Annotated in this window: 24 protein-coding genes; 11 read left to right on the forward strand and 13 right to left on the reverse strand. The window is 48.2% G+C overall.

Going from position 1 to position 20,393, the window contains the following annotated elements:
* Nucleotides 1-303 precede the first annotated feature (303 nt).
* The 6 genes from BOO20_RS12865 to BOO20_RS06630 form a co-directional block, all read right to left on the reverse strand.
* Nucleotides 304-450: a hypothetical protein gene (locus tag BOO20_RS12865; protein WP_158068733.1), complete on the reverse strand. Its 147-nt coding sequence runs from the start codon at nt 448-450 to the stop codon at nt 304-306.
* Nucleotides 451-709: 259 nt separating this feature from the next.
* Entirely contained in the window at nt 710-1,285 is a 576-nt protein-coding gene (locus BOO20_RS06610; RefSeq protein WP_076791524.1) for a flavodoxin family protein, read from the reverse strand.
* On the reverse strand, nt 1,286-1,486 hold the full coding sequence (locus BOO20_RS06615; RefSeq protein WP_076791525.1) for a hypothetical protein: 201 nt from the start codon (nt 1,484-1,486) through the stop codon (nt 1,286-1,288).
* A gap of 92 nt (nt 1,487-1,578) precedes the next feature.
* The gene (locus BOO20_RS06620) at nt 1,579-2,004 is read right to left on the reverse strand and encodes a PIN domain-containing protein (RefSeq protein WP_158068734.1); all 426 of its coding nucleotides are present in this window, start codon (nt 2,002-2,004) and stop codon (nt 1,579-1,581) included.
* Nucleotides 1,995-2,270 (reverse strand): hypothetical protein, encoded by a 276-nt coding sequence (locus BOO20_RS06625; protein WP_076791528.1) that lies wholly within the window; start codon nt 2,268-2,270, stop codon nt 1,995-1,997. Before BOO20_RS06625 ends, BOO20_RS06620 begins: the two co-directional genes overlap by 10 nt.
* Before the next feature lie 318 nt (nt 2,271-2,588).
* Complete coding sequence (locus BOO20_RS06630; protein ID WP_144277133.1) at nt 2,589-3,266, reverse strand: hypothetical protein; 678 nt, start codon at nt 3,264-3,266, stop codon at nt 2,589-2,591.
* 313 nt (nt 3,267-3,579) lie between these two features.
* Between BOO20_RS06630 and BOO20_RS06635 the strand changes: the two genes are divergently transcribed.
* Nucleotides 3,580-3,762 carry a hypothetical protein gene (locus tag BOO20_RS06635; protein ID WP_006367239.1) on the forward strand — a complete coding sequence of 61 codons (183 nt, stop codon included), beginning with the start codon at nt 3,580-3,582 and terminating at the stop codon, nt 3,760-3,762.
* A gap of 24 nt (nt 3,763-3,786) precedes the next feature.
* Nucleotides 3,787-4,362, forward strand: a complete 576-nt coding sequence (locus tag BOO20_RS06640; RefSeq protein ID WP_076791531.1) for a GIY-YIG nuclease family protein — start codon at nt 3,787-3,789, stop codon at nt 4,360-4,362.
* A 12-nt stretch (nt 4,363-4,374) separates the two neighbouring features.
* On the opposite strand, the gene BOO20_RS06645 is transcribed toward BOO20_RS06640, so the two are convergent.
* Nucleotides 4,375-4,656, reverse strand: coding sequence for a hypothetical protein (locus tag BOO20_RS06645; RefSeq protein WP_076791533.1), 282 nt, complete (start codon nt 4,654-4,656; stop codon nt 4,375-4,377).
* A gap of 112 nt (nt 4,657-4,768) precedes the next feature.
* Complete coding sequence (lpxB, locus tag BOO20_RS06650) at nt 4,769-5,914, reverse strand: lipid-A-disaccharide synthase (protein WP_076791534.1); 1,146 nt, start codon at nt 5,912-5,914, stop codon at nt 4,769-4,771.
* A 166-nt stretch (nt 5,915-6,080) separates the two neighbouring features.
* Between lpxB and BOO20_RS06655 the strand changes: the two genes are divergently transcribed.
* The 5 genes from BOO20_RS06655 (at nt 6,081) to BOO20_RS06675 (ending at nt 9,995) form a co-directional block, all read left to right on the forward strand.
* On the forward strand, nt 6,081-7,463 hold the full coding sequence (locus BOO20_RS06655; RefSeq protein ID WP_076791655.1) for a phosphoglucomutase/phosphomannomutase family protein: 1,383 nt from the start codon (nt 6,081-6,083) through the stop codon (nt 7,461-7,463).
* Nucleotides 7,464-7,704: 241 nt separating this feature from the next.
* Nucleotides 7,705-8,247 (forward strand): RNA polymerase sigma factor, encoded by a 543-nt coding sequence (locus tag BOO20_RS06660; RefSeq protein ID WP_144277136.1) that lies wholly within the window; start codon nt 7,705-7,707, stop codon nt 8,245-8,247.
* A gap of 65 nt (nt 8,248-8,312) precedes the next feature.
* Entirely contained in the window at nt 8,313-8,702 is a 390-nt protein-coding gene (locus tag BOO20_RS06665; RefSeq protein ID WP_144277134.1) for a hypothetical protein, read from the forward strand.
* Nucleotides 8,703-8,788: 86 nt separating this feature from the next.
* Complete coding sequence (locus BOO20_RS06670; RefSeq protein WP_076791539.1) at nt 8,789-9,379, forward strand: Spy/CpxP family protein refolding chaperone; 591 nt, start codon at nt 8,789-8,791, stop codon at nt 9,377-9,379.
* 70 nt (nt 9,380-9,449) lie between these two features.
* On the forward strand, nt 9,450-9,995 hold the full coding sequence (locus BOO20_RS06675; RefSeq protein WP_076791540.1) for a Spy/CpxP family protein refolding chaperone: 546 nt from the start codon (nt 9,450-9,452) through the stop codon (nt 9,993-9,995).
* 2 nt (nt 9,996-9,997) lie between these two features.
* Here the strand turns inward: BOO20_RS06675 and BOO20_RS06680 are convergent, their stop codons facing one another.
* Together BOO20_RS06680 and BOO20_RS06685 are read right to left on the reverse strand one after the other, a co-directional pair.
* Nucleotides 9,998-11,509, reverse strand: coding sequence for a lipopolysaccharide biosynthesis protein (locus BOO20_RS06680; RefSeq protein WP_076791542.1), 1,512 nt, complete (start codon nt 11,507-11,509; stop codon nt 9,998-10,000).
* 22 nt (nt 11,510-11,531) lie between these two features.
* Complete coding sequence (locus BOO20_RS06685) at nt 11,532-11,876, reverse strand: hypothetical protein (RefSeq protein WP_040433854.1); 345 nt, start codon at nt 11,874-11,876, stop codon at nt 11,532-11,534.
* Between the two features lie 123 nt (nt 11,877-11,999).
* On the opposite strand from BOO20_RS06685, the gene BOO20_RS06690 reads away from it, so the two are divergent.
* Nucleotides 12,000-12,980 carry an SIS domain-containing protein gene (locus tag BOO20_RS06690; protein WP_144277135.1) on the forward strand — a complete coding sequence of 327 codons (981 nt, stop codon included), beginning with the start codon at nt 12,000-12,002 and terminating at the stop codon, nt 12,978-12,980.
* Between the two features lie 136 nt (nt 12,981-13,116).
* On the opposite strand, the gene sucD is transcribed toward BOO20_RS06690, so the two are convergent.
* A complete protein-coding gene (gene sucD / locus BOO20_RS06695) occupies nt 13,117-14,016 on the reverse strand; it encodes a succinate--CoA ligase subunit alpha (protein ID WP_076791543.1) in 900 nt (299 codons plus the stop codon).
* Nucleotides 14,017-14,065: 49 nt separating this feature from the next.
* Nucleotides 14,066-15,490 carry an Asp-tRNA(Asn)/Glu-tRNA(Gln) amidotransferase subunit GatA gene (gatA, locus tag BOO20_RS06700; RefSeq protein ID WP_076791545.1) on the reverse strand — a complete coding sequence of 475 codons (1,425 nt, stop codon included), beginning with the start codon at nt 15,488-15,490 and terminating at the stop codon, nt 14,066-14,068.
* 222 nt (nt 15,491-15,712) lie between these two features.
* Here gatA and BOO20_RS06705 point away from each other — a divergent pair, with 222 nt between their 5' ends.
* The 3 genes from BOO20_RS06705 to BOO20_RS06715 all read left to right on the forward strand — a co-directional run bounded on the left by BOO20_RS06705 (nt 15,713) and on the right by BOO20_RS06715 (nt 19,694).
* On the forward strand, nt 15,713-16,561 hold the full coding sequence (locus BOO20_RS06705) for an isoprenyl transferase (RefSeq protein ID WP_076791547.1): 849 nt from the start codon (nt 15,713-15,715) through the stop codon (nt 16,559-16,561).
* Between the two features lie 23 nt (nt 16,562-16,584).
* Nucleotides 16,585-19,074 carry an outer membrane protein assembly factor BamA gene (bamA, locus tag BOO20_RS06710; RefSeq protein ID WP_076791548.1) on the forward strand — a complete coding sequence of 830 codons (2,490 nt, stop codon included), beginning with the start codon at nt 16,585-16,587 and terminating at the stop codon, nt 19,072-19,074.
* A gap of 110 nt (nt 19,075-19,184) precedes the next feature.
* Complete coding sequence (locus tag BOO20_RS06715; RefSeq protein WP_233120915.1) at nt 19,185-19,694, forward strand: outer membrane protein; 510 nt, start codon at nt 19,185-19,187, stop codon at nt 19,692-19,694.
* A 67-nt stretch (nt 19,695-19,761) separates the two neighbouring features.
* Here BOO20_RS06715 and BOO20_RS06720 read toward each other — a convergent pair whose 3' ends face one another.
* Nucleotides 19,762-20,355, reverse strand: a complete 594-nt coding sequence (locus BOO20_RS06720; RefSeq protein WP_076791550.1) for a bifunctional nuclease family protein — start codon at nt 20,353-20,355, stop codon at nt 19,762-19,764.
* Nucleotides 20,356-20,393: the final 38 nt, after the last annotated feature.

The following is a 20,393-nucleotide window of genomic DNA, read 5'->3' on the forward strand; positions in this document are numbered from 1 at the left end:
TAACCTCTTTATTTCACAACAGATAAATTTACATCTATTATCGCAAAATAAAACACTCCATACGCATCATTCTCACTTCTTATAGAAACAAAAAAAGGAAACCCCTTTCTTGAAAAGTGGGGGGTACTGCTAATGAATCGAGACATATTGCGAGACAAAAAAACCGATCAAAATACGTTCCGCTTGTGTGAATTTTTGTGTCAAGCCGGAAGGCTGGATGAAGCTGCTTCTGTGGTTGTACAGGAATATTATGCCCAGACGACGGATGGAGGGCATCCGCCGCTCTGCTTCATGACGATGGATTCACTTTACATTTTCTTTGGTTCCGCTGCTTGATACGGCGAGCATGATGCCAATACCAACTGCTATGATGACCCCGATAGCTGTCCAGACAGTCCCGACAGTGGCAAGAACATCCAGTTGCCAGAGCGCGGCAAGGACTCCGCCCATCAAAATCACATAGCCAACAAGGTAAATACCGGTTCATTTCATAACCATCCTCCCATTGAATTTAACATGAATTCACTCCTGGATATCTGCATCCGTTCTACATCATGAGTTCTAAACCATCTGCGCCTCCTGAGAGTGCAGAAAGGGATCAGAGTGCGCTATCAGCAAAACTCCGTTGCAGTTTATGGGTCAGGGGATAGAGAAGAAACTCATTTAAAATAATGGGGAGATGCGGTGTATATCAGGGGGAGGTGAGTTGTTATGTATTCAGTTTTTTCAGCAGCCAGGCCATGTTCTGCCCGAGAACCTGCATGGTATGCAAACCATCCTTGTCTTCCGATACCTCGCCCTTGTCAAATCCGATACCGGTATTCCAGTAGCAGGAGCCCGACACAACCATCTCCTCAATCAGGAAGAAATCCGTGATGGCATTATAAACATTGAGCGCCCCCTCGCGACTGGCCGACACAACAGCAGCGCCAACCTTGCGCCTGAACATGTTGCCATTGGCGCACCCGACAGCTCCGGCTCGGTCAATCAGCGCCTTGATTTCGGTGGTAACGTTGGCAAAATAGGTAGGCGAACCGATGATGATGCCGTCTGACAGCACCATCTTTTCAATACAACTGTTGATAATATCGTCATCAATAACACACCGCCGATTTTGTCTCTTCCAGCACTCATTGCAAGCCGTGCATCCCCGGACAAGTTCTCCGCCGATCCGGATAATCTCCGTCTCTATCCCCTCTTTCTGAAGCTCACCCAGCACACAACTGACGAGAATATGCGTATTGCCACCATCCCGCGGACTGCCATTTATCGCAACTACTTTCATTTAGAGATCCCTAGTTTTGCCTGCCTGATGTTCGGCAAATGCCTCATTGATAAGTAAAGCGAGTTTACCGGCATTTGAATCATCTTCCAGTTGCTTATCCCAACGCTCCTGATCGAATTCAAAAAACCAGTCGCGAAGTTTGGCAAATGAAGTATCATCCAGTGAAGCGATTTGTTGTTCCAGTAGATCAACAAAAGCCATACACCCCTCCCTCGTTTATTAAAGGAAAAATAGTGCGCCGGAAGATCATAATCCACCAGGATTGGGACTAATTCGACCAGCGGTTGGTCGGGCTATCTCTGAGTCAAGACGTTATAAACATGAAGCGGCTCGACCTTGCTGAAAGCTCGGTCTTCAGTTAAAAACAGATGCTCGGATTCAAGTGACAAACAACAAGCCGCTTGAATAGCATCAGGAGTTTTCAATCCAAAACCGGCACGAATTCTCGTTGCACTATCCAGCACTGTGCGTGACAGATCAACAATTTGTAAACTCTCAGTAGAAAAAAACTCATCATAACGCTTCAACACCGCCGTATTTTTGTCACGCAATGGAGCAACACGGCACTCAAGCAAAGCGAGAGCGCTTACTGCAATACTGACATCTGAACAAGTATTGTAAAGTGTTTGAACTGTTTGTTGAACTCGTGCGGAAAGTATAGCATCACCTTCAATAAGGTAGATGAGGACGTTGCTGTCAAAAAACAGAATCACCGGCACTCCCAGGAACTCCGTTCTTGCGAAATTTGCTTGTCAATTTCATCTTGTGAACGGGTACCGACAGGCTTGAAATCCATTATCCAGCGGACAGCATCCGCATTATGCTTTCTGGACTTCTTTTGCACCAAAGTCTGGTACTCAGACTCAAGCATAACTACTGCTGCTGGCTGGTTGTGCTTCAGAATATGCACAGGCCCAAAAGCAAGCGCCTCCTCTATAGCAGCAATGCCCCTGCGCTTGAGTTCAACTGCACTGAGTGTATTCATGGTTATTGCGTTTTCGACTATTGATCCTTCGATCACTCAGAAATATACAGAGTTTCAAATACTATTCTGGCTTCGAACTTTTAAATGACTTTTCCTTGCCTGAGCTTTATGACAGTCATAAAAATCCACTTCGTTTTGCTAAAAAAACGTATTTCAGATTAACTCGTCAAGGTAAAAAGTTAACCGAAAGATCGGAGTCCACCGGCATTGTGCCCGATACAACAATGAAGTATCCTGCCACAGACATTCTCAAGAGTAAGGAACTACGAGCAAAACTCATCAGAAAACCACCGTTTTGTAATATCAGATTACTGGCTATCACTTGGAAATGTAAGCAGCAACAAGGGATCCGATAGTGCCAAGAATAATCGCAAAAATAGATGAAAGAGTAAGTGCTAACAATGGATGTAGTTTAATCACGTCTGCTATTTGGTAATACAGATGCTTCTTGATTCCCTGTATTTCCTTTTTAACGGTAGCCAAGAACTCATTGGGCACTTGATCCCCGCTGGCAGCAACACAACAAGACTCACAAAGTATAGGATTGTTAGATGAAAATATTATATCTGTTTTTATACCAGCCATATCAAAAATACACCCTTTGGTTTCGTGGTGTGCAAAGCTGGACAACTCCAATATTGAAGGAAAAACTCTTTTTCTTGTATACATCAAAGCGCATCCATAAATCAGCCTCAATACTGCATTCTCCAACGGGATATTACATGAACGAAGTGCATCAGCTATTTCAAAAAATGACATGCACGCCACATTGTCTGCAAGTCTTCTAAAATAATAGTTGTCTTGCAAAGGGACATTAAGGATGTAGAGCGTCATTTGTGCATCTGATGTAACTGGAGCGTTACCTGAAAGCACTCTGTCAGAGTACCCCCAACTTGGCAGATCAGAATCACCATTAAGTGTTATTGTATCTATCCTCCCTTCATGAATCTCCCATATATCTGACTTCCATCTGAGGCAAAACATCTCGATTGCCAACAGATTTCGACAACTGCAGGTAACATTAACTCGCTAACTCAACAAGGCATTTTCTCCATTTCCATCTGAGGCAAAACACTGTCTGTATCTAAGTCAGGAGCTTTGTGGCCGAGAATACGCAAAAAAAATCGTCAGTTTCATATTGTGTCCATAAACCGTAATTTAGTTTTTAACTCCCTCAATTTCATTATTTCACAATAAAATAACAAGCAATATACGCCTGTATGCCAGATGCAACTGCGACCTGCCCCGCATCGCATCTTTTCGCTATATTGCCCGATAATGCATCGATCAATTTAAAAGAGACCCACCCATGGCCATGACCGTCGAGATCAAGAACGGCAAGCTCTGCATAGAGATTGACCTTGAAAAGCCCACACCCTCTTCGTCAGGCAAAACGCTTGTTGTTGCAAGCACACGCGGCAATGCTGTCACCGAGGTGATGGTTGACGGCAAGCCGGTGACCATAGGTCTGAACGCCTATATCAAGAAATAAATCACTTATTGACAGAACTTTTGCATGAGCACCGTTTTTTCCCATCCCCAGTGCCTCTTTTCAAGAGCTGAGATACTCTCCAATCCAAGCCCTGTCGCAAAAGCACATGGCGTCTACGCACTCTTTTTCAAGGAGATCCCTCCCGGTGTCCCCGTTGAAGGCTGCCTGACTCACGAAGGGCTGAACCTGCTCTATATCGGGAGTTCGCCCGACAAAAAAGGGGATAAATACGCTGCACAAACCATTCAGCAGAGGGTTCGCTACCACTTCAACGGCAACGCCGACGGCTCCACACTGCGCCGTTCTCTCGGCATCCTGCTCGCAAAAACGAGCGGATTCCCGCTCAAAATGGTTGGTAACGGCAAAAAGATGACACTCACCAAACAGGGAGAGGAGTGGCTTGACCGGTGGATGGCGGAGAACACCTTTGCCGCGTGGGTGGAAAATGACAAGCCGTGGGATCTTGAGCATCAGCTCTTCCAGGCCATTTCGCTGCCGCTGAACATCCAGGGCAACAAACATAACCCCTTTGCGGCAGAGCTTATCCGATTACGGGCAGAGTCAGTGATAAACGCAAAATATGCTCCGGTAGCCGAGTAGGAAGAAGCGCGGCTACCCTTTCTTCGGAAACTTGAGCAGATCAAACAGAAAGCCGAACATGCCGGTGATGCCGTGCAATGCGTTGCTGAACCATTGTCCCAAGTGCTGAAAAGCCTCAAGCGTGTGCCCTCCGGTAAGCTGGAGATATGCTGCATAGAGCACCAGAATGGCGGCAACGACAATAAAGAGTCGCATGATCCTTCTCAGAAAGGAGAAGACGATGATGATCGAAATAATGACGGCAATAAAAAATATAACCGGGTGTGCGACGAGATAGGCAACTGCTTTTTCCATTCCTGATCAAACATTTATATGGACACAACCTTACCGTTTTATTTATCAGCACTGTAGGGGCGAAATATCGGTAGCGCAGGGTGCAAACCCTGGGTTGATGGATGCGTTTCATTCATTGTAAATATTCCTGCAAGATAGCCGCAATCTTGTGCGACGGCGATGCTCCGGCAAGCCGGTCACGGGTGGCAAGCAGCTCGCGACGCATCGAAGCGGCAAGATCCGGGCTGTCGAGAATCATCGAAGCCTGACGGAAAATCTCCGGACCGTTAGCTTCATGCTGGATCAGCTCCGGCACCGCCCTTTCGCTGCTCAGAAGCCCTTTGGCCACAATATTGGCGAGTGCGATATTTTTCAGCTTGACCAGCCGCCGGCCAATCATGTAGTTAAGCGCTCCCGTCCTGTAGACAACAACCATGGGGCAGCCGAAACAGAGGGTTTCAAGGGTTGCGGTGCCTGAGGTGACGAGAGCCACGTCACTGTACTGCATCACCTCATAGGCGGCGCAATTGACAACCGTAAGATCGCTGTACTCCTTCATGATACTGTAGGCTGCAGCATCAAGATGCGGTGCACGGCCGAGCAGAAAAACGACCCGGTACTTCCGGTTAAGCAGACGTGCAGCTTTGAGCAGTTCAGGCAGAATGTGCGAAAGCTCCTGCTTGCGGCTCCCGGGGAGCAGGCCGACCAACCTGGTTCCGGGCTGGATTCCATGGCTCCCGGTAAACGACTCCTTTGAAGGCAGAGAAAGTTCTGCCAGCTCTTCAATAACCGGATGGCCGACAAATTCCGCATTGATCCGGTGACGGCGGAAAAAATCGACCTCGAAATCAAAAATAACAAGCAGTCGGTCAATGTAGCGGCGGATCGCCTTGACCCGCCCCTCTTTCCAGGCCCAGACCTGCGGAGAGACGTAGTAGATGACCGGTATACCAAGTTCATGAAAAAAGCGCGCCATGACAAGGTTCATGCCCGGATAATCGACAAGAAATGCGGCTCGGGGTTTTTCCCGGCGTACCGCCTCCTTGAGGTCACGAAAAACCCTCCGGAGAAAGAGCGAATGCTTGAGCACATCGACAAAACCCATGATGCTCATCTGTGCTGTATCGTAGAGCAGCTCTGCGCCGAGAGTGCGAAGTTTCTCGCCTCCGATGCCAAAAACCCGGATGTCAGGTTCAGCCTTCAGCAGTTCACTGATGACTCCGGCAGCATGCAGATCTCCGGAAACTTCTCCGGCCAGGACAAAAAGCTTGATGGGCATCAATAACAATAGCTAAAAACAATATTCTGAATCAGTTACAGGCTTTTCCGAATAATCGCGACGCCTATAATTGGATCAACCGCAAAGAAACCGTATTTTGCGCTTTATTTTTATTGCAACTCCCTCCGGAGTTTTCATTCCCATTATATCAAAATCAATAAATAGAATGCAAGTTAAATTCGGAACTGATGGATGGCGCGCGATCATAGCCAAGGATTATACATTTGATAACCTGAAACTTGCAGCACTTGCCTCTGTACGCTACTTTCTCGGGCATCCAAACCGGGCAAAAGGAGTCTGTGTCGGCTACGATACCCGCTTCATGTCAAAAGAGTTTGCGGCATATACCGCCGAGGTCTTCTCGTCACAGGGACTGAAGGTCTACCTCTCCGACAGCTTTGCCTCCACTCCGGCTGTCTCTCTCTATACAAGAGAAAAACAGCTTGCCGGAGGAATTGTGATCACCGCTTCACACAATCCTGCAATCTATAACGGGTTCAAGGTAAAGGCCTCCTACGGCGGCCCGGCACACCCGGAAGTCATTACGGAAATCGAAAGTTACCTCCCGCTCGTGGACCCGGCAACAGAGATCAAGGCTGATAACAAACTGATCGAAATGGTTGATATGAAAGGGTTTTATGTGAGCTATCTGAAAAGCCGCATTGACCTGCCGCTCATCCGTGAATCAAGACTGAAAATTGCCCATAATGCCATGTTCGGCGCCGGGCAGGATCTCATCAAGAACCTCTTCGATGAGTCGATGGTCAATTGCTACCACTGTAGCCTTAACCCCGGCTTTGGTGGCATCAACCCTGAACCGATGCCGCAGTATATCGAAGAGTTCATTGAGTTCTTCAAGGAGGTTGAGACCGATGTAGCCATTATCAATGACGGTGATGCAGACCGGATCGGCATGCTCGACGAAAACGGGGCATTTGTTGATTCCCATAAACTCTTTGCCATAATTCTGAAAGATCTGGTCGAGGAGAAGCACCAGAAGGGCGAAGTTGCAAAATCATTTGCACTGAGTGATATCATCGACAAAATCTGCCGCAAAAACAATCTCATCCTTCACGAGTTGCCGGTCGGCTTCAAGCATGTCAGCAAACTGATGACCACCAATGATATTCTTATCGGCGGCGAAGAGTCGGGCGGCATAGGCATTACCTCGTTTCTTCCGGAACGCGACGGTGTCTATACCGGACTGTTGGTCCTTGAGATGATGACCCGCAAGGGAAAAACCCTTTCGGAGCTGGTGCAGGAACTCTACGATGAGTATGGATTTTTCTGCTTCAGCCGTCATGATCTGCATGTCAGCGAAGAGAAAAAGCAGGCAATAATTGCGAAGGCTTCAACCGGAGATCTTGAAACCATTGCCGGGTACAAGGTGCTGAAATTCAACGATCTCGACGGCTACAAATATCACTTTGAAGGAGGATGGATGATGATCAGGCCATCCGGCACCGAGCCGATTCTGCGTCTCTACTGCGAAGCGGACTCCCGGGAGAAGGTAGAGAAGGTGCTTACCTTTGCGGCAAAACTGGCCTGAACCGGCTCCGACATTCAATATAACACCCAGGGCCCTGAACTATCGGGGCCCTGGTTTTTCAGGCAAAAGTCGAGTCTGCATTTTTTTCAACTATCCGCGCATGAATTCAGGGCACTCAACGTCCAACATGCAACGGGTTCTTGAAACCAGGTAGCAGATCAGGTTCAATGCAGTGATGAATGATAGAGCAGATGCGACAATTGCCGCAAAGGCAGAAACAAGGTCATTTCAGAAATCGGGTATGACGTCAAAAGAAGTTCTCTTCAAAAGCCTTGTTGCCGAACATCAGGAGATGGTAATCAATACCTGCTACCGGTTTGTCTTTAACCGTGAAGATGCCGAAGATCTGGCTCAGGATGTCTTTGTAGAGGTGTTCCGTTCCCTTGAACAGTTCAGGGAAGAGTCAAAACTCTCAACCTGGATATACCGGATCGCCGTAACCAAATCACTTGACCACCTGCGCAGGATAAAAAGAGTCAAGCGGTTCGGCACCTTGAAAAGAATGATCGGTGTTGAGGACCCTTCGGCAGAACTTCCTTCTCCAGTCTGCGAAAATCCTGCCGAAGCATTGGCCGAAAGCGAACGGGCAACAATACTGCAGGATGCACTCAACCGGCTGCCCGACAGCCAGAAAGCGGCGTTTCTGCTCAGCAAGCAGGATGGTTTCAGCAACCAGGAGATTGCCGATATCCTCAAAACTACGGTATCCGCTGTAGAGTCGCTGATTCACAGGGCAAAAAAAAACCTGCACGACAGGCTCTATAGCTATTATCAAAACCATTGATTTTTTATGGAGGCTCGCACAAGGTTTTCAGAAACCTGTCGTCGAACTCAATGAAACAGGAATACATGATGAAACAACAGAACGAAAACATAGAGAGAGCGGTCGGCAAAACCCTGCAACTGCTTGATGAGCTGAAACCGCTTGAGGTGCATCATCTTTTCAGAGTGCGGCTTATGCAACGGATTGAAGGTGAGTTCGGCGAGGGATCGAAAAAAGGAAGCTCTGGTTTCAGCCGCTACTTTGATGTCCGGCTTGCCTTGATGGCTCTGCTTCTTGTCATCAATCTCAGCACTGCGCTGCTCTCACTCAAGAGTAATACGACACAGTTTGGTGCGGGAATCAGCGAACTGCTTGACAACATGGGTGATGACTATACAACCCAGGAGTTTGCCTACTACGACCAGACAGCAACGCAATCAGCTGATACAGGAACGGATAATAACCCGGCACAATAAAGCGCTTCGGCGTGTTGGCTGAAAGAACTATTTTTTTACCGTCACTGATGACTATGAAACATTCTAATAAGACAAATAGAGAAACGATGAAAAAGAGCATGATGATGATAATAGCCGCCGGGCTTCTCGGGTTCACTACCGCTTCGGCTGCACCTGCAACAGATTCCAGCCGTCCTTCAGATGCCGATACGGCCTCTGTTCGGGGGACGATGTGCAATCCTCCGGTTAACGGACAAAACGGGGGACAGAATCAATGGCAGCAAAATGGCTACTGTCCGGGACCGAATGGGCCGATGCAGCAGATGAGAAAACCGGGAGCAAGGGGAATGAACTTCGGTGCAAGAGCCTGTCAGCAGCAGCTCAAGCTTGATGATCGCCAGAGCGAGCAGATGGCAAAGCTCCAGAAAAAACATTTCGAGCTTATGGCAGCCGAACACCGGGAGCTGACAACTCTTAACCGCGAGCTTCGTACAGCGTCACTCAAAAGCAACCCTGACAGAAGAGTGATTCAGCGCCTCTCGGAACGAATTGGCAGAAAGCATGCAGAGCTGGCACGCATGAAAAGCCGCCATATCTCAGAAGTCGGCTCAATTTTGAGCCCGTCACAGCGCAATGAAATGCAGAAGATGATCGAGAGTCGTCCGATGCGCGGCAATTGCGGCACAAAGTGCCTGTAAGCAGAACCGCTCCTGATTTTCACCCCGGGAAGGGAACATGAATTCCCGGGCAACCTGACCTGATGATATCATGAATTTTCTTACTTCAAAGCGAGTTGTCACAACGCTGGTCGTTTTTCTTGTGCTGCTCAATATCGCGCTGCTCGGGTTTTTCTGGCGGCAGAACAGCTGCACCTTGCAACCAGCCGGCACCGGTGCCCGCCAATTCCATCGTCAGAATCCGTTTACTCTGCCGCTTGGTCTGAGTGAATCGCAAACCGTCAGTTTCCAGCAGCTCCGCCAGAAACATTTCCGTAAAGTGCAGCCTGATATGGAGGCGATCGGTGTGCTGAAAAAACAACTGGTGGAAGAGGCGCTGAACGATAAGCCTGACAGCGGAAAGATCTCGACTCTGGCCGCCAAAATCGGTTCACACCAGGCTTCGATAGAGAGAGAGCTTGCCCTTCATTTTTATGAACTGGCCAAGATATGCAAACCGGAACAGCGGGACTCTCTCAAAAAAGTACTTGATCGTATCTCCACAAGAAGATTCTCCGGCAGTCGAGAACGAGGGGGCTTCAACCACCCGACAGGTCAGAGGCGGTTTCACCCTGAAGGTCAGGGCGGCCCGAGATAGCGCTACCTCCCGAATTTTCCCCTCACCCGGATGGCAACAAGTGCAGCCTCTTCACGAAAGAGCAGCACGGCACAAACAAGGTAGAGGAGGAGCAGTCCGGTGTTCAACACAATTGCCGAACCTGCCAGAGGCACAGCGGATGGAAACATGCTCTGAAACCAGGCCAGGGCAACTCCCGCAGCAAGAAAGAGGCCCAGCTTGAGCCAGTCATGGCTGACAGGAAAGAGCCTCAGGGAGTACCATGCCATAACAAGGCACATCATGAATGTACCGGCAACAATAGCATAGGCAGCTCCATCCATGCCGCCGAGAGGGATGAGCCACCAGCAGCAAAGGGCAGTCACCGCAGCTCCTGAGAAGGTTACAACAGGCAGATAACGGGTATTGCCGGTAATAAGCAACCCTGCAGAGAGATTGGTGGAGACCATATCAAACACATAGCTTAAAAATATCCAGGGCAGAACCGAAAGGCCGATCCAGTATCGGGGAGGAAGGAGATAAAAGCTTCCCCCGTAGTGATAACGGACAAGGTCGGGGACAAACAAAGATGCGGCAAGCGCCAGAAACATGGTAAAAAGGGTAGAGATACTCAGGATATGCCGGAAAAGTTGTTTAGCATCAGGATCCTTCGAATGCTGAAGGAAAAAGGGCTGCCAGGCAAAACGGAACACCTGGATAAAGAGCTGAAGCACCACACCGAATGCTGCAATACGTCCATAGATACCGACAATATCCGAAGCCTCGAACCCTTTGCCATATATCCTTTCAATTTCCGCAGGTGATATCCTGATCAGGATGTTCCGGTCAATGAGGTGAATCAGTAGGCCGGCAATCCCGGTCGGAACGTAGGGAAGGCCGATGCGCAGCATTTCACGCAATTGCAGGGTTGAGAAAAAGAGCCTGAACTGCTGAAAAACGGGCACGACAAAAATCAGGCTGACTAAAGAACCCAATGCCTCTGCAATAAACACACCGTGCAGCCCGGCATTGAACTGAAGAATAAGCAGCAGAGCACTGATGACAACGGCAATAACCCCGCCGACTCTTGCCACGGCAAATTGCAGCGCCTTTCTTTTGAGACGAAGTTCCGCAAAGGGTATGACAAGAAGGGTATCAAGCCATAAAATCAGTGCCGCATAGCGGATAAATGGGAAATCAGAAGCCGACAGGCCTATCAATCGGGAAATTTCGGGAGCAAAAAGTGCTATCAGCAGGGCAAAAAGGGTCGAGGTAAGAAAAAGGCAGATAAACGCCGTTGAAAAAAGCCGGGTTTCATCTCTCTCCCTGCTGGAGGAATCAGAGGCAACCTTGAGATATGAGGTCTCAAGCCCATAGGAGAACAGAACATTGGCGAGCGCTATGTTGGCATAGACAATGGTCTGTATACCATTATCGAATGTCGTCAGCTTGTTTGCGTAAAGGGGAACCAGAAGATAGTTGAGACTGCGGGCAAGAATGGAGCTCACACCGTAGATAACTGTATCCTTGAAAAGAAGTTTCAGTTTTGAAAGCATGCAGTAAACAGATCAGAACACCTTAAACCGTATCATTATTTTTGTCGGACACACCATTGCCATTGCTGGCCTCCTTGCGCAACCGGAGTGCCTCCTCATCAATCTGAAACCTGCCATCCTTTTGTATCACGGGTATTTTTGAAATAACATCCCTGAGGTGGCGCTGAGCCTCCTGCTGATGCTGTTTGAGTTTTTCAAGTTCATCCCCGTAGAGACCGACCGGATTATCCTTGTCAATCAGCGTATCCCTCAAGGACTCTATCTGCAGATTCTGCTCCCTTTTCATATATCCGACAAACCTGGTGAAGAGAAAAGCAAAGACGGCAAATAATATCCAGGATAAAAACATCAGAACGACCCAACTCATACACAAAAAGCTTTATGATTAGCAAAGCAACTCATAATTGTTCAATTTAGCCGATATTACAGTTTATAAAAACAGAAACCGATCATCTTTTCGTCATTTGAAGCTACAATTTTTCTGGTAACTATGAGCGCAACGTCACAGAACCTGCATATAACAGAAACCGGCAAATCAATACTCATTCAGGAAGCACGGGCAATTCAGATGATGGCAGAGCGACTCGACAGCCGTTTTTCAGGTGCAGTTGAGCTGCTTGCATCGTGCAGCGGAAAAATCATCATCTCCGGTATGGGCAAATCCGGCATAATCGGCCAGAAAATTGCTGCAACCATGGCATCCACCGGATCGACCGCTCTTTTTCTTCATCCCGCAGATGCCGCGCATGGTGACCTGGGAATTGTCAGTCGTGGTGACGCGGTCATCTGCCTTTCAAAAAGCGGCACTACCGATGAATTGAACTTTATCCTGCCCGCCCTGAAAGAGATAGGGGTATCAATCATTACCATGACTGGCAACCCGCGTTCATTTCTTGCCCAGAATGCCGATATCATGCTCGACACCGGTATTGAAAAGGAGGCCTGCCCATACGATCTTGCTCCGACCACCTCAACCACAGCCATGCTTGCCATGGGAGACGCGCTGGCCATCGCCCTCATGCAACGGAAAAATTTCACCCAGCGGGATTTCGCACTGACTCATCCCAAAGGATCACTCGGACGCCGTCTGACCGTAAAGGTTTCAAGCGTCATGGCCAAAGAGAGTGCCGTCCCTGTTGTAGATGAACAGGCTTCTGTGACCGAACTTATCCTTGAAATGACCTCAAAACGGTATGGTGTAAGCGCGGTTGTTAATGAAGATGGGCGACTCACCGGCATATTTACCGACGGTGACCTTCGCCGCCTGGTTCAGAATGGCACAGAGTTTCTCAGCCGCACCGCCGGTTCGGTCATGACACCGAATCCGAAAACCGTTACAACGACAACCCTTGCCAAGGAGTGCCTTGATATCCTTGAAACCTACAGGATAACACAGCTTATGGTGTGTGACAGTGAACATCGGCCGGTCGGGCTTGTGCACATTCACGACCTGATTACACTGGGGCTTTAGGAACCGGGGGAAGGTATTGAAGAACAGGACAAATGGGACCTATAGAAGAAAAACGCGGTTTTTAACAAGGATCTTTCTTCGTGAAAAAGGGCGACCACACAGGGTCGCCCCTACACAAAATTCATAATCTCTTCTCTTATCGTCCAAGAGCCTTGAGCATGGCTTCACCGAGATCTGCCGGACTGTCAACTACATGAATGCCTGCGGCTTCCATTGCTTTTATCTTGTCTTCAGCAGTTCCTTTTCCGCCTGAAACAATTGCTCCTGCATGCCCCATCCTGCGTCCGGGAGGCGCAGTACGACCGGCAATAAATCCTACAACCGGCTTTTTGAAATGTTTGCTGATATACTCGGCAGCCTCCTCCTCGGCACTTCCGCCTATCTCGCCAATCATAACGAGACCTTCAGTCTCCTCATCATTGGCAAAGAGTTTAATGGCATCAATAAAGCGCGTACCGATGATCGGATCACCGCCAATACCGATACAGGTTGACTGACCGAGACCGACCTGGCTTAGCTGATGCACGGCTTCATAGGTCAGGGTGCCGCTGCGGGAGACCACTCCGATAGTCCCCTTTTTATGAATAAAGCCCGGCATAATACCAATCTTGGCTTCGCCCGGAGTAATAACACCGGGACAGTTTGGTCCGACAAGCACAGCACCTTTTTTCTGAACAAATGCATAGGCTTTCATCATATCATTGACCGGAATACCCTCGGTAATACAGATGATCACTTTAAGTCCCGCATCAGCAGCCTCCATGATGGCATCGGCAGCAAATGCCGCCGGCACAAAAATAACGGTTGCATTGGCTTCCGCCTTTTCCACCGCATCGCGCACGGTGTTAAAAACTGGCACCGGTCGGCAAAACTTGTCCTTTTCATTACCGTGATAGAGCACGCCGCCTTTTCCCGGAGTAACACCGGCAACGACATTGGTTCCATATTCAAGAATCTGGGAGGTATGAAAGGTACCTTCTCCACCGGTAATTCCCTGCACGAGCAGGCGTGTATCCTTGTTAACTAAAACACTCATAGAGCCACTGATTAGTATTGATGGTTATAAAATACGCCCTAAGAAATTATCAGGAAGCCTGCATATGTCTGGCTATACCAAGCAGTTTCCCCTCCTCGAAAAAGTTACAGATAAGGTGAAGACCGACAGGCAGGTTGAGGCTGTCGAATCCGACAGGCACACTGACAGCCGGCATACCGACAATACTGGCCGGAACGGTAAAGACATCAGCAAGATACATTTCAAGCGGATCTCCGGTTTTGTCACCGATACCGAATGGCGGAAACGGAGAGGTCGGTCCGGCAATGACGTCAACCTTCTCAAGCGCTTCACGATACCTGTCCTGAAAGACTCTTCGTACCTGCTGGGCCTTTTTATAGTAGGTATCGTAGTAACCGGCGGAAAGCACATAGGTTCCAAGCATGATCCTGCGTTTGACCTCCCTGCCGAAAGCTTCCGTTCTGGAGTTCACATACATAGCCGCAAGATCTTCCGCACAGCCTGAGCGATAGCCATATCTTGCTCCGTCAAAACGGGCAAGATTGGATGAAGCCTCCGCCGTGACCAGAATGTAGTAAGCCGCGATTGCATAATCACTTTCAGGAAGGGTTATATCAACAAGCTCCGCGCCCTTGTCACGGAGCTCATGAAGCTTGCCCTTTACAAGGCGGGCAACATCAGAATTGAGGCTTTCGTGAAAGAACTCCGAAGGAACTCCGATCCTGAGACCTTCAACAGAGACCGCTGCCATGTCAGCGCGATAGTCGGGCACAGCATGCAGTGAAGAGGTGGCATCATGCTCATCCTTGCCGGCCATGACCTCAAGCACCAGAGCCGCATCATCACAGTTCATGGCAAGAACCCCTATCTGATCGAAAGAGGAGGCAAATGCCACCAGACCATAACGGGAAATACGTCCATAGGTCGGTTTCAAACCGACAATATTACAGAAACCTGCAGGCTGGCGGACAGAGCCCCCGGTATCGGAACCAAGAGCTACCATTGCCAGACCATTGGCCACTGCCGCCGCCGATCCTCCCGAACTGCCGCCGGGCACCCGTGTTTTATCAAAAGGATTGGGAACATTGCCGAATGCCGAATTCTCATTCGAACTGCCCATGGCAAACTCATCCATATTGGTTTTGCCAAGAAAAACAGCATCAGCCTCTTCAAGGCGCAGAACGGCTGTTGCATCGTAGACACTTTCGTAATTCTCAAGAATTTTTGATGCACAGGTGAGTCCGGCTCCTTTTATAGCTATATTATCCTTTATAGCTATCGGCATACCGAACAGTTTTCCGGGGTTACCCCCTTCCAAGAGTTTCCTGTCAAGGGCTTTTGCCCGGTCAAGTGCCTGCTGATGGAAAACAGTTATATAGATATTGTCAGCGTGATGCTGATCAATACGGTCCAGATAGAGACGAACGACCTCCTCACAGCTTATTGCCCGGGAGAGAAGTCTGGAACGTAGATCCTCGTAACCACTTAATTGCACGTCAGTTATAAATTATTTTATGATAAGATTTTGCCGCGTCGATTGCTGCTCACTTTAACAATGAAAATGAGGATCTTACTACAGGAGCTGTGATCTGTCTAAAGTTTGTATAATAAGAAATAACTGCATATTATTCACTCAATTTAAGGTGTTTTCGTCTTCTGAAAACATCAGCGGCTTAGGTTCTCGTAGTCCCGTAAGCTATAAGGAGTAAAGAGCGTTATGGCTATAATCAAGACAATGGCTCAATCATCATCATTCAAGCCCCACTGGTTTTCAACTGACAGTGACACCTCTGACAAACGGCTGCAAGCCGAACTGAAATCATCCTGCCAACTCCCCTGTCATATTGCCATAATTATGGATGGAAACGGCCGGTGGGCCCGTTTAAAGGGAAAAACAAGACTTGAGGGTCATATTGCCGGTGTGGATTCAGTCAGGGATGTTGTTGAGGCCGCCTCCCAGCTTGGCATCAAATACCTTACCCTTTTCACGTTTTCTACAGAGAACTGGAACCGGCCCGAAAAAGAGATTTCAGCCCTGATGCAGCTTCTTGTCAGAGTTATTGGTCGCGAAACCAAAAAACTGCATGACAACAACATCCGGCTCAATGTTATCGGAAACATAGCGCGACTTCCTGAAAAAGTGAGAGCAGTGTTGCAAAACACCATGGAACTCACCAAAAACAATAACAAACTTGTACTGAATATAGCGCTCAGCTACAGCGGGAAATGGGATATAGTCCAGGCCTGCCGCTCCATGTTTTTTGAAATACAGGCTGGAAATATTGATCCGGATGCTATTGACGAACAGCTGCTCTCATCCTACCTCTCTACAGCATCAATGCCCGACCCCGAACTGCTGATCAGAACCAGCGGTGAGTTCAGGATAAGCAACTTTATGCTCTGGCAGAACGCCTATTCGGAAATATATTTCACCAATGCCTACTGGCCTGACTTTCGTCGGTCGCAGCTTTATGACGCCATACTGGAATATCAGAACAGGGAACGCCGATTCGGGCAGACAAGTGAACAGATTCAGAAAAAAAATATAGCTTCAACCAAGCACTAAAAGGATTGATACCTACGTAATTCATGAAAAAAACGCAACCACTGATAACGTTAGTTCTGACGGCCCTTGCATTAAATTTTACTGTAAATACTGTTGAGGCAAAAAAACGCACAAAGGTTACTGAACCGGCGAAAGCCATTGAAGCAAAACAGAATTCGTTCACGGTAGCAAAAATATCTTTTGTCGGACTGGAGACACTGAGTGAGCAGGAATTAACGGCAAGCCTTCCGGTCAAAGTCAATGACCGGATCACCATACCCGGAACGGAACTCTCCGGAGCAATGCAATACCTCTGGCAGCTCCAGCGCTTCAGCGATATCAGTGTTGAAAAAAACGATCTCGGCCAGGGCAGGATCTCCCTCAGGTTTACGGTACATGAACTGCGGATTCTTGATAAGGTAACCTTTGAGGGAAACAGAAAGTACAAAAGTGATGAACTGCTTACCAAAACCGCGCTTGTAACGGGTCAGAAAATCAGCGAGCAGGATCTGCTGACTGCGGCAAATAAGATCGAAAAGCTCTATGCCACAAAGGGCTATCTGACCGCCGGTGCAGAGTTTACTCTGAAGGATAATGGCAAAAATCATGTCTCCGCCCACTATACAATAAGTGAGGGGGCAAAGGTAGCTATAGAAAAAATAACCTTTCATGGCAACACGGCTTTCAGTCAGAATAAACTGAAAGGGGTGTTCAAGGAGACTTCCCAGAACTCCTGGTGGCGCAAAATCTTCGGCGCACCAAAGCTTGACAAGGATAAATTCAGCGATGACAAGAACCTTCTCGAAGAGTTTTATCGCAACAACGGCTATCGTGATGTAAGAATTCTTCGTGATTCGCTCAGCTACACCGCTGATAAAAAAGGGGTATTTCTTGACATTTTCCTTGAAGAGGGCCGCAAATACTCTATCCGCAACATTACATGGAGTGGAAACACCAAGGATTTTGCTACAACAGCAATACTCAACAACAACTTCAGGATCAAAAAGGGTGATGTCTACAATGCCAGAATGATTCAGGAACGGCTGAATTATTCCCAGGACAACAGTGATATCAGTTCACTCTATCTGGATCGCGGGTATCTGGCATTCAATGCAAAACTTGACGAAAAAGTCGTAAAACCCGACTCCGTAGATCTGGCGATCTCCTTACGGGAGGGGGAGCAGTTCCAGCTGAATACCGTCAACATTAAAGGCAACAGCAAAACGAAGGACCATGTGATCCGCCGCGAGCTCTACACGATACCGGGAGATATGTTCAGCCGCAGTAATGTGGTGCGCAGTATCCGGGAGCTCAACATGCTCAACTACTTTGAGCCGGATCGGATATCACCGGACGTTCAGCAGAACCCGGAGAACAACACGGTTGATTTGACCTACAGTGTAACGGAAAAGCAGACCGACACCTTCAACGCTTCGGTAGGATACGGGAACACCGGCTTCACCGGTGCCCTTGGTGTCACCTTCAATAACTTCTCCCTGAAGGATATTTTCAACCCGCAAGCCTACAACCCCCTGCCGCACGGTGACGGTCAGAAACTCGGACTGCAATGGCAGTTTGGCAGCTATAATTATAACACGTTAAGCCTCTCATTTTCTGAGCCATGGGCATTCGGCGGCCCGACAAACGTAGGATTTACAGCTTTTAAAACCCATAGTGCATACGATTATACCAATGACAGCGTCGACAACCCGACGGTCATTGACCAGTTGGGTACAACACTCTCTGTCGGAAGACGACTGACCTGGCCTGACGACTATTTCTCCATCAACTGGAAGCTGAAATATCTGAACAGCAAAGGCGGATTTCTCAGTTTTATCGATCTGCCTGCTGATGCCCCGACAGAAGCCAATGAGTATTCCATAACGCAGACTTTTGGCCGCAACAGTATCGACAGCCCGATCTATCCCAGAAAAGGAAGTAAAAATATCTTCACGGCTCAGCTCGCCGGAGGCCCGCTTCCCGGTTCGGTTGATTTCTATAAATTATCGGTGAACTCCAGCTGGTTCTTCCCGATCTCAAAAAAACTGGTACTGAACCTCTCCTCACAGCACGGCTACCTCTCAACATTCAGTGACAGTGATTATATCCCCTATACCGAATATTTTTATATGGGAGGCAGCGGCATGTCCAACCTTCCTACCATACCGCTCAGGGGATATGACGACCGGAGTCTTGGTTCACCTCTCGGCAGCACCAGCTCCAGTTCCACCCTCTATGCAGGAAAGATTTATTCCAAATTCACTTCGGAAGTGCGCTATCCGATCACCATGTCTCAATCGGTAAGTATCTATGGACTTGCATTTGTTGAGGCAGGTAACCTCTGGCGTAGCAAAGGGGAAGTGAATTTTTCAGACCTGAAAAAATCTGCCGGACTTGGCCTGCGACTCTACCTGCCGGTTATCGGGCAGATAGGTCTTGATTATGGTTACGGATTTGATGCCGTTAAAAGCATTCCGGCCAAGACAAAACAGGGATGGGGACTTCTCTTCAGCTTCGGCACGGCGAATGAATGAAATCAACTATGATCATAGTACGGTAATTTGTAAATTAAAGTGAACTATACAGAGTTAACCTATGTTCTATAGTATGATACGGTACGGAAATTTAACCTAACACAGGAGAGATGATGAAGAAAACTTATTCACTGCTTATTGCAGCTTTGGGATTGACTCTTTCGGCTGCACCAGCTCTGGCTGCAGACAGATATGTAAGCCTTTTCGGTGGTGCTTCGAAAATCAACAGCGGCTTATTGGACACAGGTCTGGCAGCAACAGCTGCACTTGGATGTGATTACGGAAGCAACCGGGTTGAGGCTGAAGTAGGTTACCAGAGTAACGGCTATAAAGCCAACACAAACGATGTGAAAGTTCTTACACTCATGGGCAATGGCTACTATGACATCGACCTTGGCGGTGTTGATCTCTATGCAACCGGTGGACTTGGTGTGGCTGAAGCTTCAGCAAATTTCGTAGGAAGCAACAATACCAATCTGGCATACCAGTTTGGTGCCGGTCTTGCCGCGCCGATCGGTGACAAGGTAAAGCTTGATGCACGGTATCGCTACTTTACAACTGTTGACAATCCGGCTCTCTCAAGCCACAGCGCCATGCTTGGACTTCGGGTAAGCTTCTGATCTGAACAGATGAACCTGAAAAAGGAGGCTTCGAACCTCCTTTTTTTTTCAAAAAAACCATACCATCTCAAGAGCTGCTTTTCAGGCGCGACAGCTCATCACGAAGTCTTGCCGCCTCTTCATAGTTCTCATTGCTGATCGCTTCATTAAGCGCATTCTGAAGTTCATCAAGCCGTGTATCCAGACTTGACGATACCAGCGGCATCTCCTCTTCGGCTTCAGCCGGGATCTCCTCTTCTCCCTCCTCCTTCTGCTCCTCTCTTATACCGGCCTCATTCATAATCTCTTCAGTAACAAAAAGGGGTGCATTGAACCTCACCGCAATAGCAATGGCATCACTCGGGCGGGCGTCGATTTCATGCACTTCACCATTTACCTCACAGACAACCTTGGCATAGAAGGTTTCATTATGCAGCTCATCAATAATGATTTCATTGACATGCAGATGAAATGCATCGGCTATATTTTTGAAAAGATCGTGAGTAAAGGGACGCGGGGGTTTTATGTTTTCAAGTTTCAGTGCAATGGCCTGTGCTTCAAACCCGCCAATAATAATTGGAAGCTTGCGCTTTCCCTCCAACTCATAAAGAATAAGGGCATATGCTCCATTGGTATGTGGACTGGTAGAAAGTCCGAGAATATCTACCTGAAGTTTACGCATCGGCTTACAAAAAATATTTTACGTTATACCCGAAAATG

Source organism: Chlorobium sp. KB01 (genome assembly GCF_001975465.1).
Lineage (GTDB): Bacteria > Bacteroidota > Chlorobiia > Chlorobiales > Chlorobiaceae > Chlorobium.

Coding starts and splice junctions, on each gene's coding strand:
- BOO20_RS12865 (WP_158068733.1), bottom strand. CDS start 450: ATGGGCGGAGTCCTTGCCGCGCTCTGGCAACTGGATGTTCTTGCCACT.
- BOO20_RS06610 (WP_076791524.1), bottom strand. CDS start 1,285: ATGAAAGTAGTTGCGATAAATGGCAGTCCGCGGGATGGTGGCAATACG.
- BOO20_RS06615 (WP_076791525.1), bottom strand. CDS start 1,486: ATGGCTTTTGTTGATCTACTGGAACAACAAATCGCTTCACTGGATGAT.
- BOO20_RS06625 (WP_076791528.1), bottom strand. CDS start 2,270: ATGAATACACTCAGTGCAGTTGAACTCAAGCGCAGGGGCATTGCTGCT.
- BOO20_RS06635 (WP_006367239.1), top strand. CDS start 3,580: ATGGCCATGACCGTCGAGATCAAGAACGGCAAGCTCTGCATAGAGATT.
- BOO20_RS06640 (WP_076791531.1), top strand. CDS start 3,787: ATGAGCACCGTTTTTTCCCATCCCCAGTGCCTCTTTTCAAGAGCTGAG.
- BOO20_RS06645 (WP_076791533.1), bottom strand. CDS start 4,656: ATGGAAAAAGCAGTTGCCTATCTCGTCGCACACCCGGTTATATTTTTT.
- lpxB (WP_076791534.1), bottom strand. CDS start 5,914: ATGCCCATCAAGCTTTTTGTCCTGGCCGGAGAAGTTTCCGGAGATCTG.
- BOO20_RS06655 (WP_076791655.1), top strand. CDS start 6,081: ATGCAAGTTAAATTCGGAACTGATGGATGGCGCGCGATCATAGCCAAG.
- BOO20_RS06660 (WP_144277136.1), top strand. CDS start 7,705: ATGACGTCAAAAGAAGTTCTCTTCAAAAGCCTTGTTGCCGAACATCAG.
- BOO20_RS06665 (WP_144277134.1), top strand. CDS start 8,313: ATGATGAAACAACAGAACGAAAACATAGAGAGAGCGGTCGGCAAAACC.
- BOO20_RS06670 (WP_076791539.1), top strand. CDS start 8,789: ATGAAAAAGAGCATGATGATGATAATAGCCGCCGGGCTTCTCGGGTTC.
- BOO20_RS06675 (WP_076791540.1), top strand. CDS start 9,450: ATGAATTTTCTTACTTCAAAGCGAGTTGTCACAACGCTGGTCGTTTTT.
- BOO20_RS06680 (WP_076791542.1), bottom strand. CDS start 11,509: ATGCTTTCAAAACTGAAACTTCTTTTCAAGGATACAGTTATCTACGGT.
- BOO20_RS06685 (WP_040433854.1), bottom strand. CDS start 11,876: ATGAGTTGGGTCGTTCTGATGTTTTTATCCTGGATATTATTTGCCGTC.
- BOO20_RS06690 (WP_144277135.1), top strand. CDS start 12,000: ATGAGCGCAACGTCACAGAACCTGCATATAACAGAAACCGGCAAATCA.
- sucD (WP_076791543.1), bottom strand. CDS start 14,016: ATGAGTGTTTTAGTTAACAAGGATACACGCCTGCTCGTGCAGGGAATT.
- BOO20_RS06705 (WP_076791547.1), top strand. CDS start 15,713: ATGGCTATAATCAAGACAATGGCTCAATCATCATCATTCAAGCCCCAC.
- bamA (WP_076791548.1), top strand. CDS start 16,585: ATGAAAAAAACGCAACCACTGATAACGTTAGTTCTGACGGCCCTTGCA.
- BOO20_RS06715 (WP_233120915.1), top strand. CDS start 19,185: ATGATGAAGAAAACTTATTCACTGCTTATTGCAGCTTTGGGATTGACT.
- BOO20_RS06720 (WP_076791550.1), bottom strand. CDS start 20,355: ATGCGTAAACTTCAGGTAGATATTCTCGGACTTTCTACCAGTCCACAT.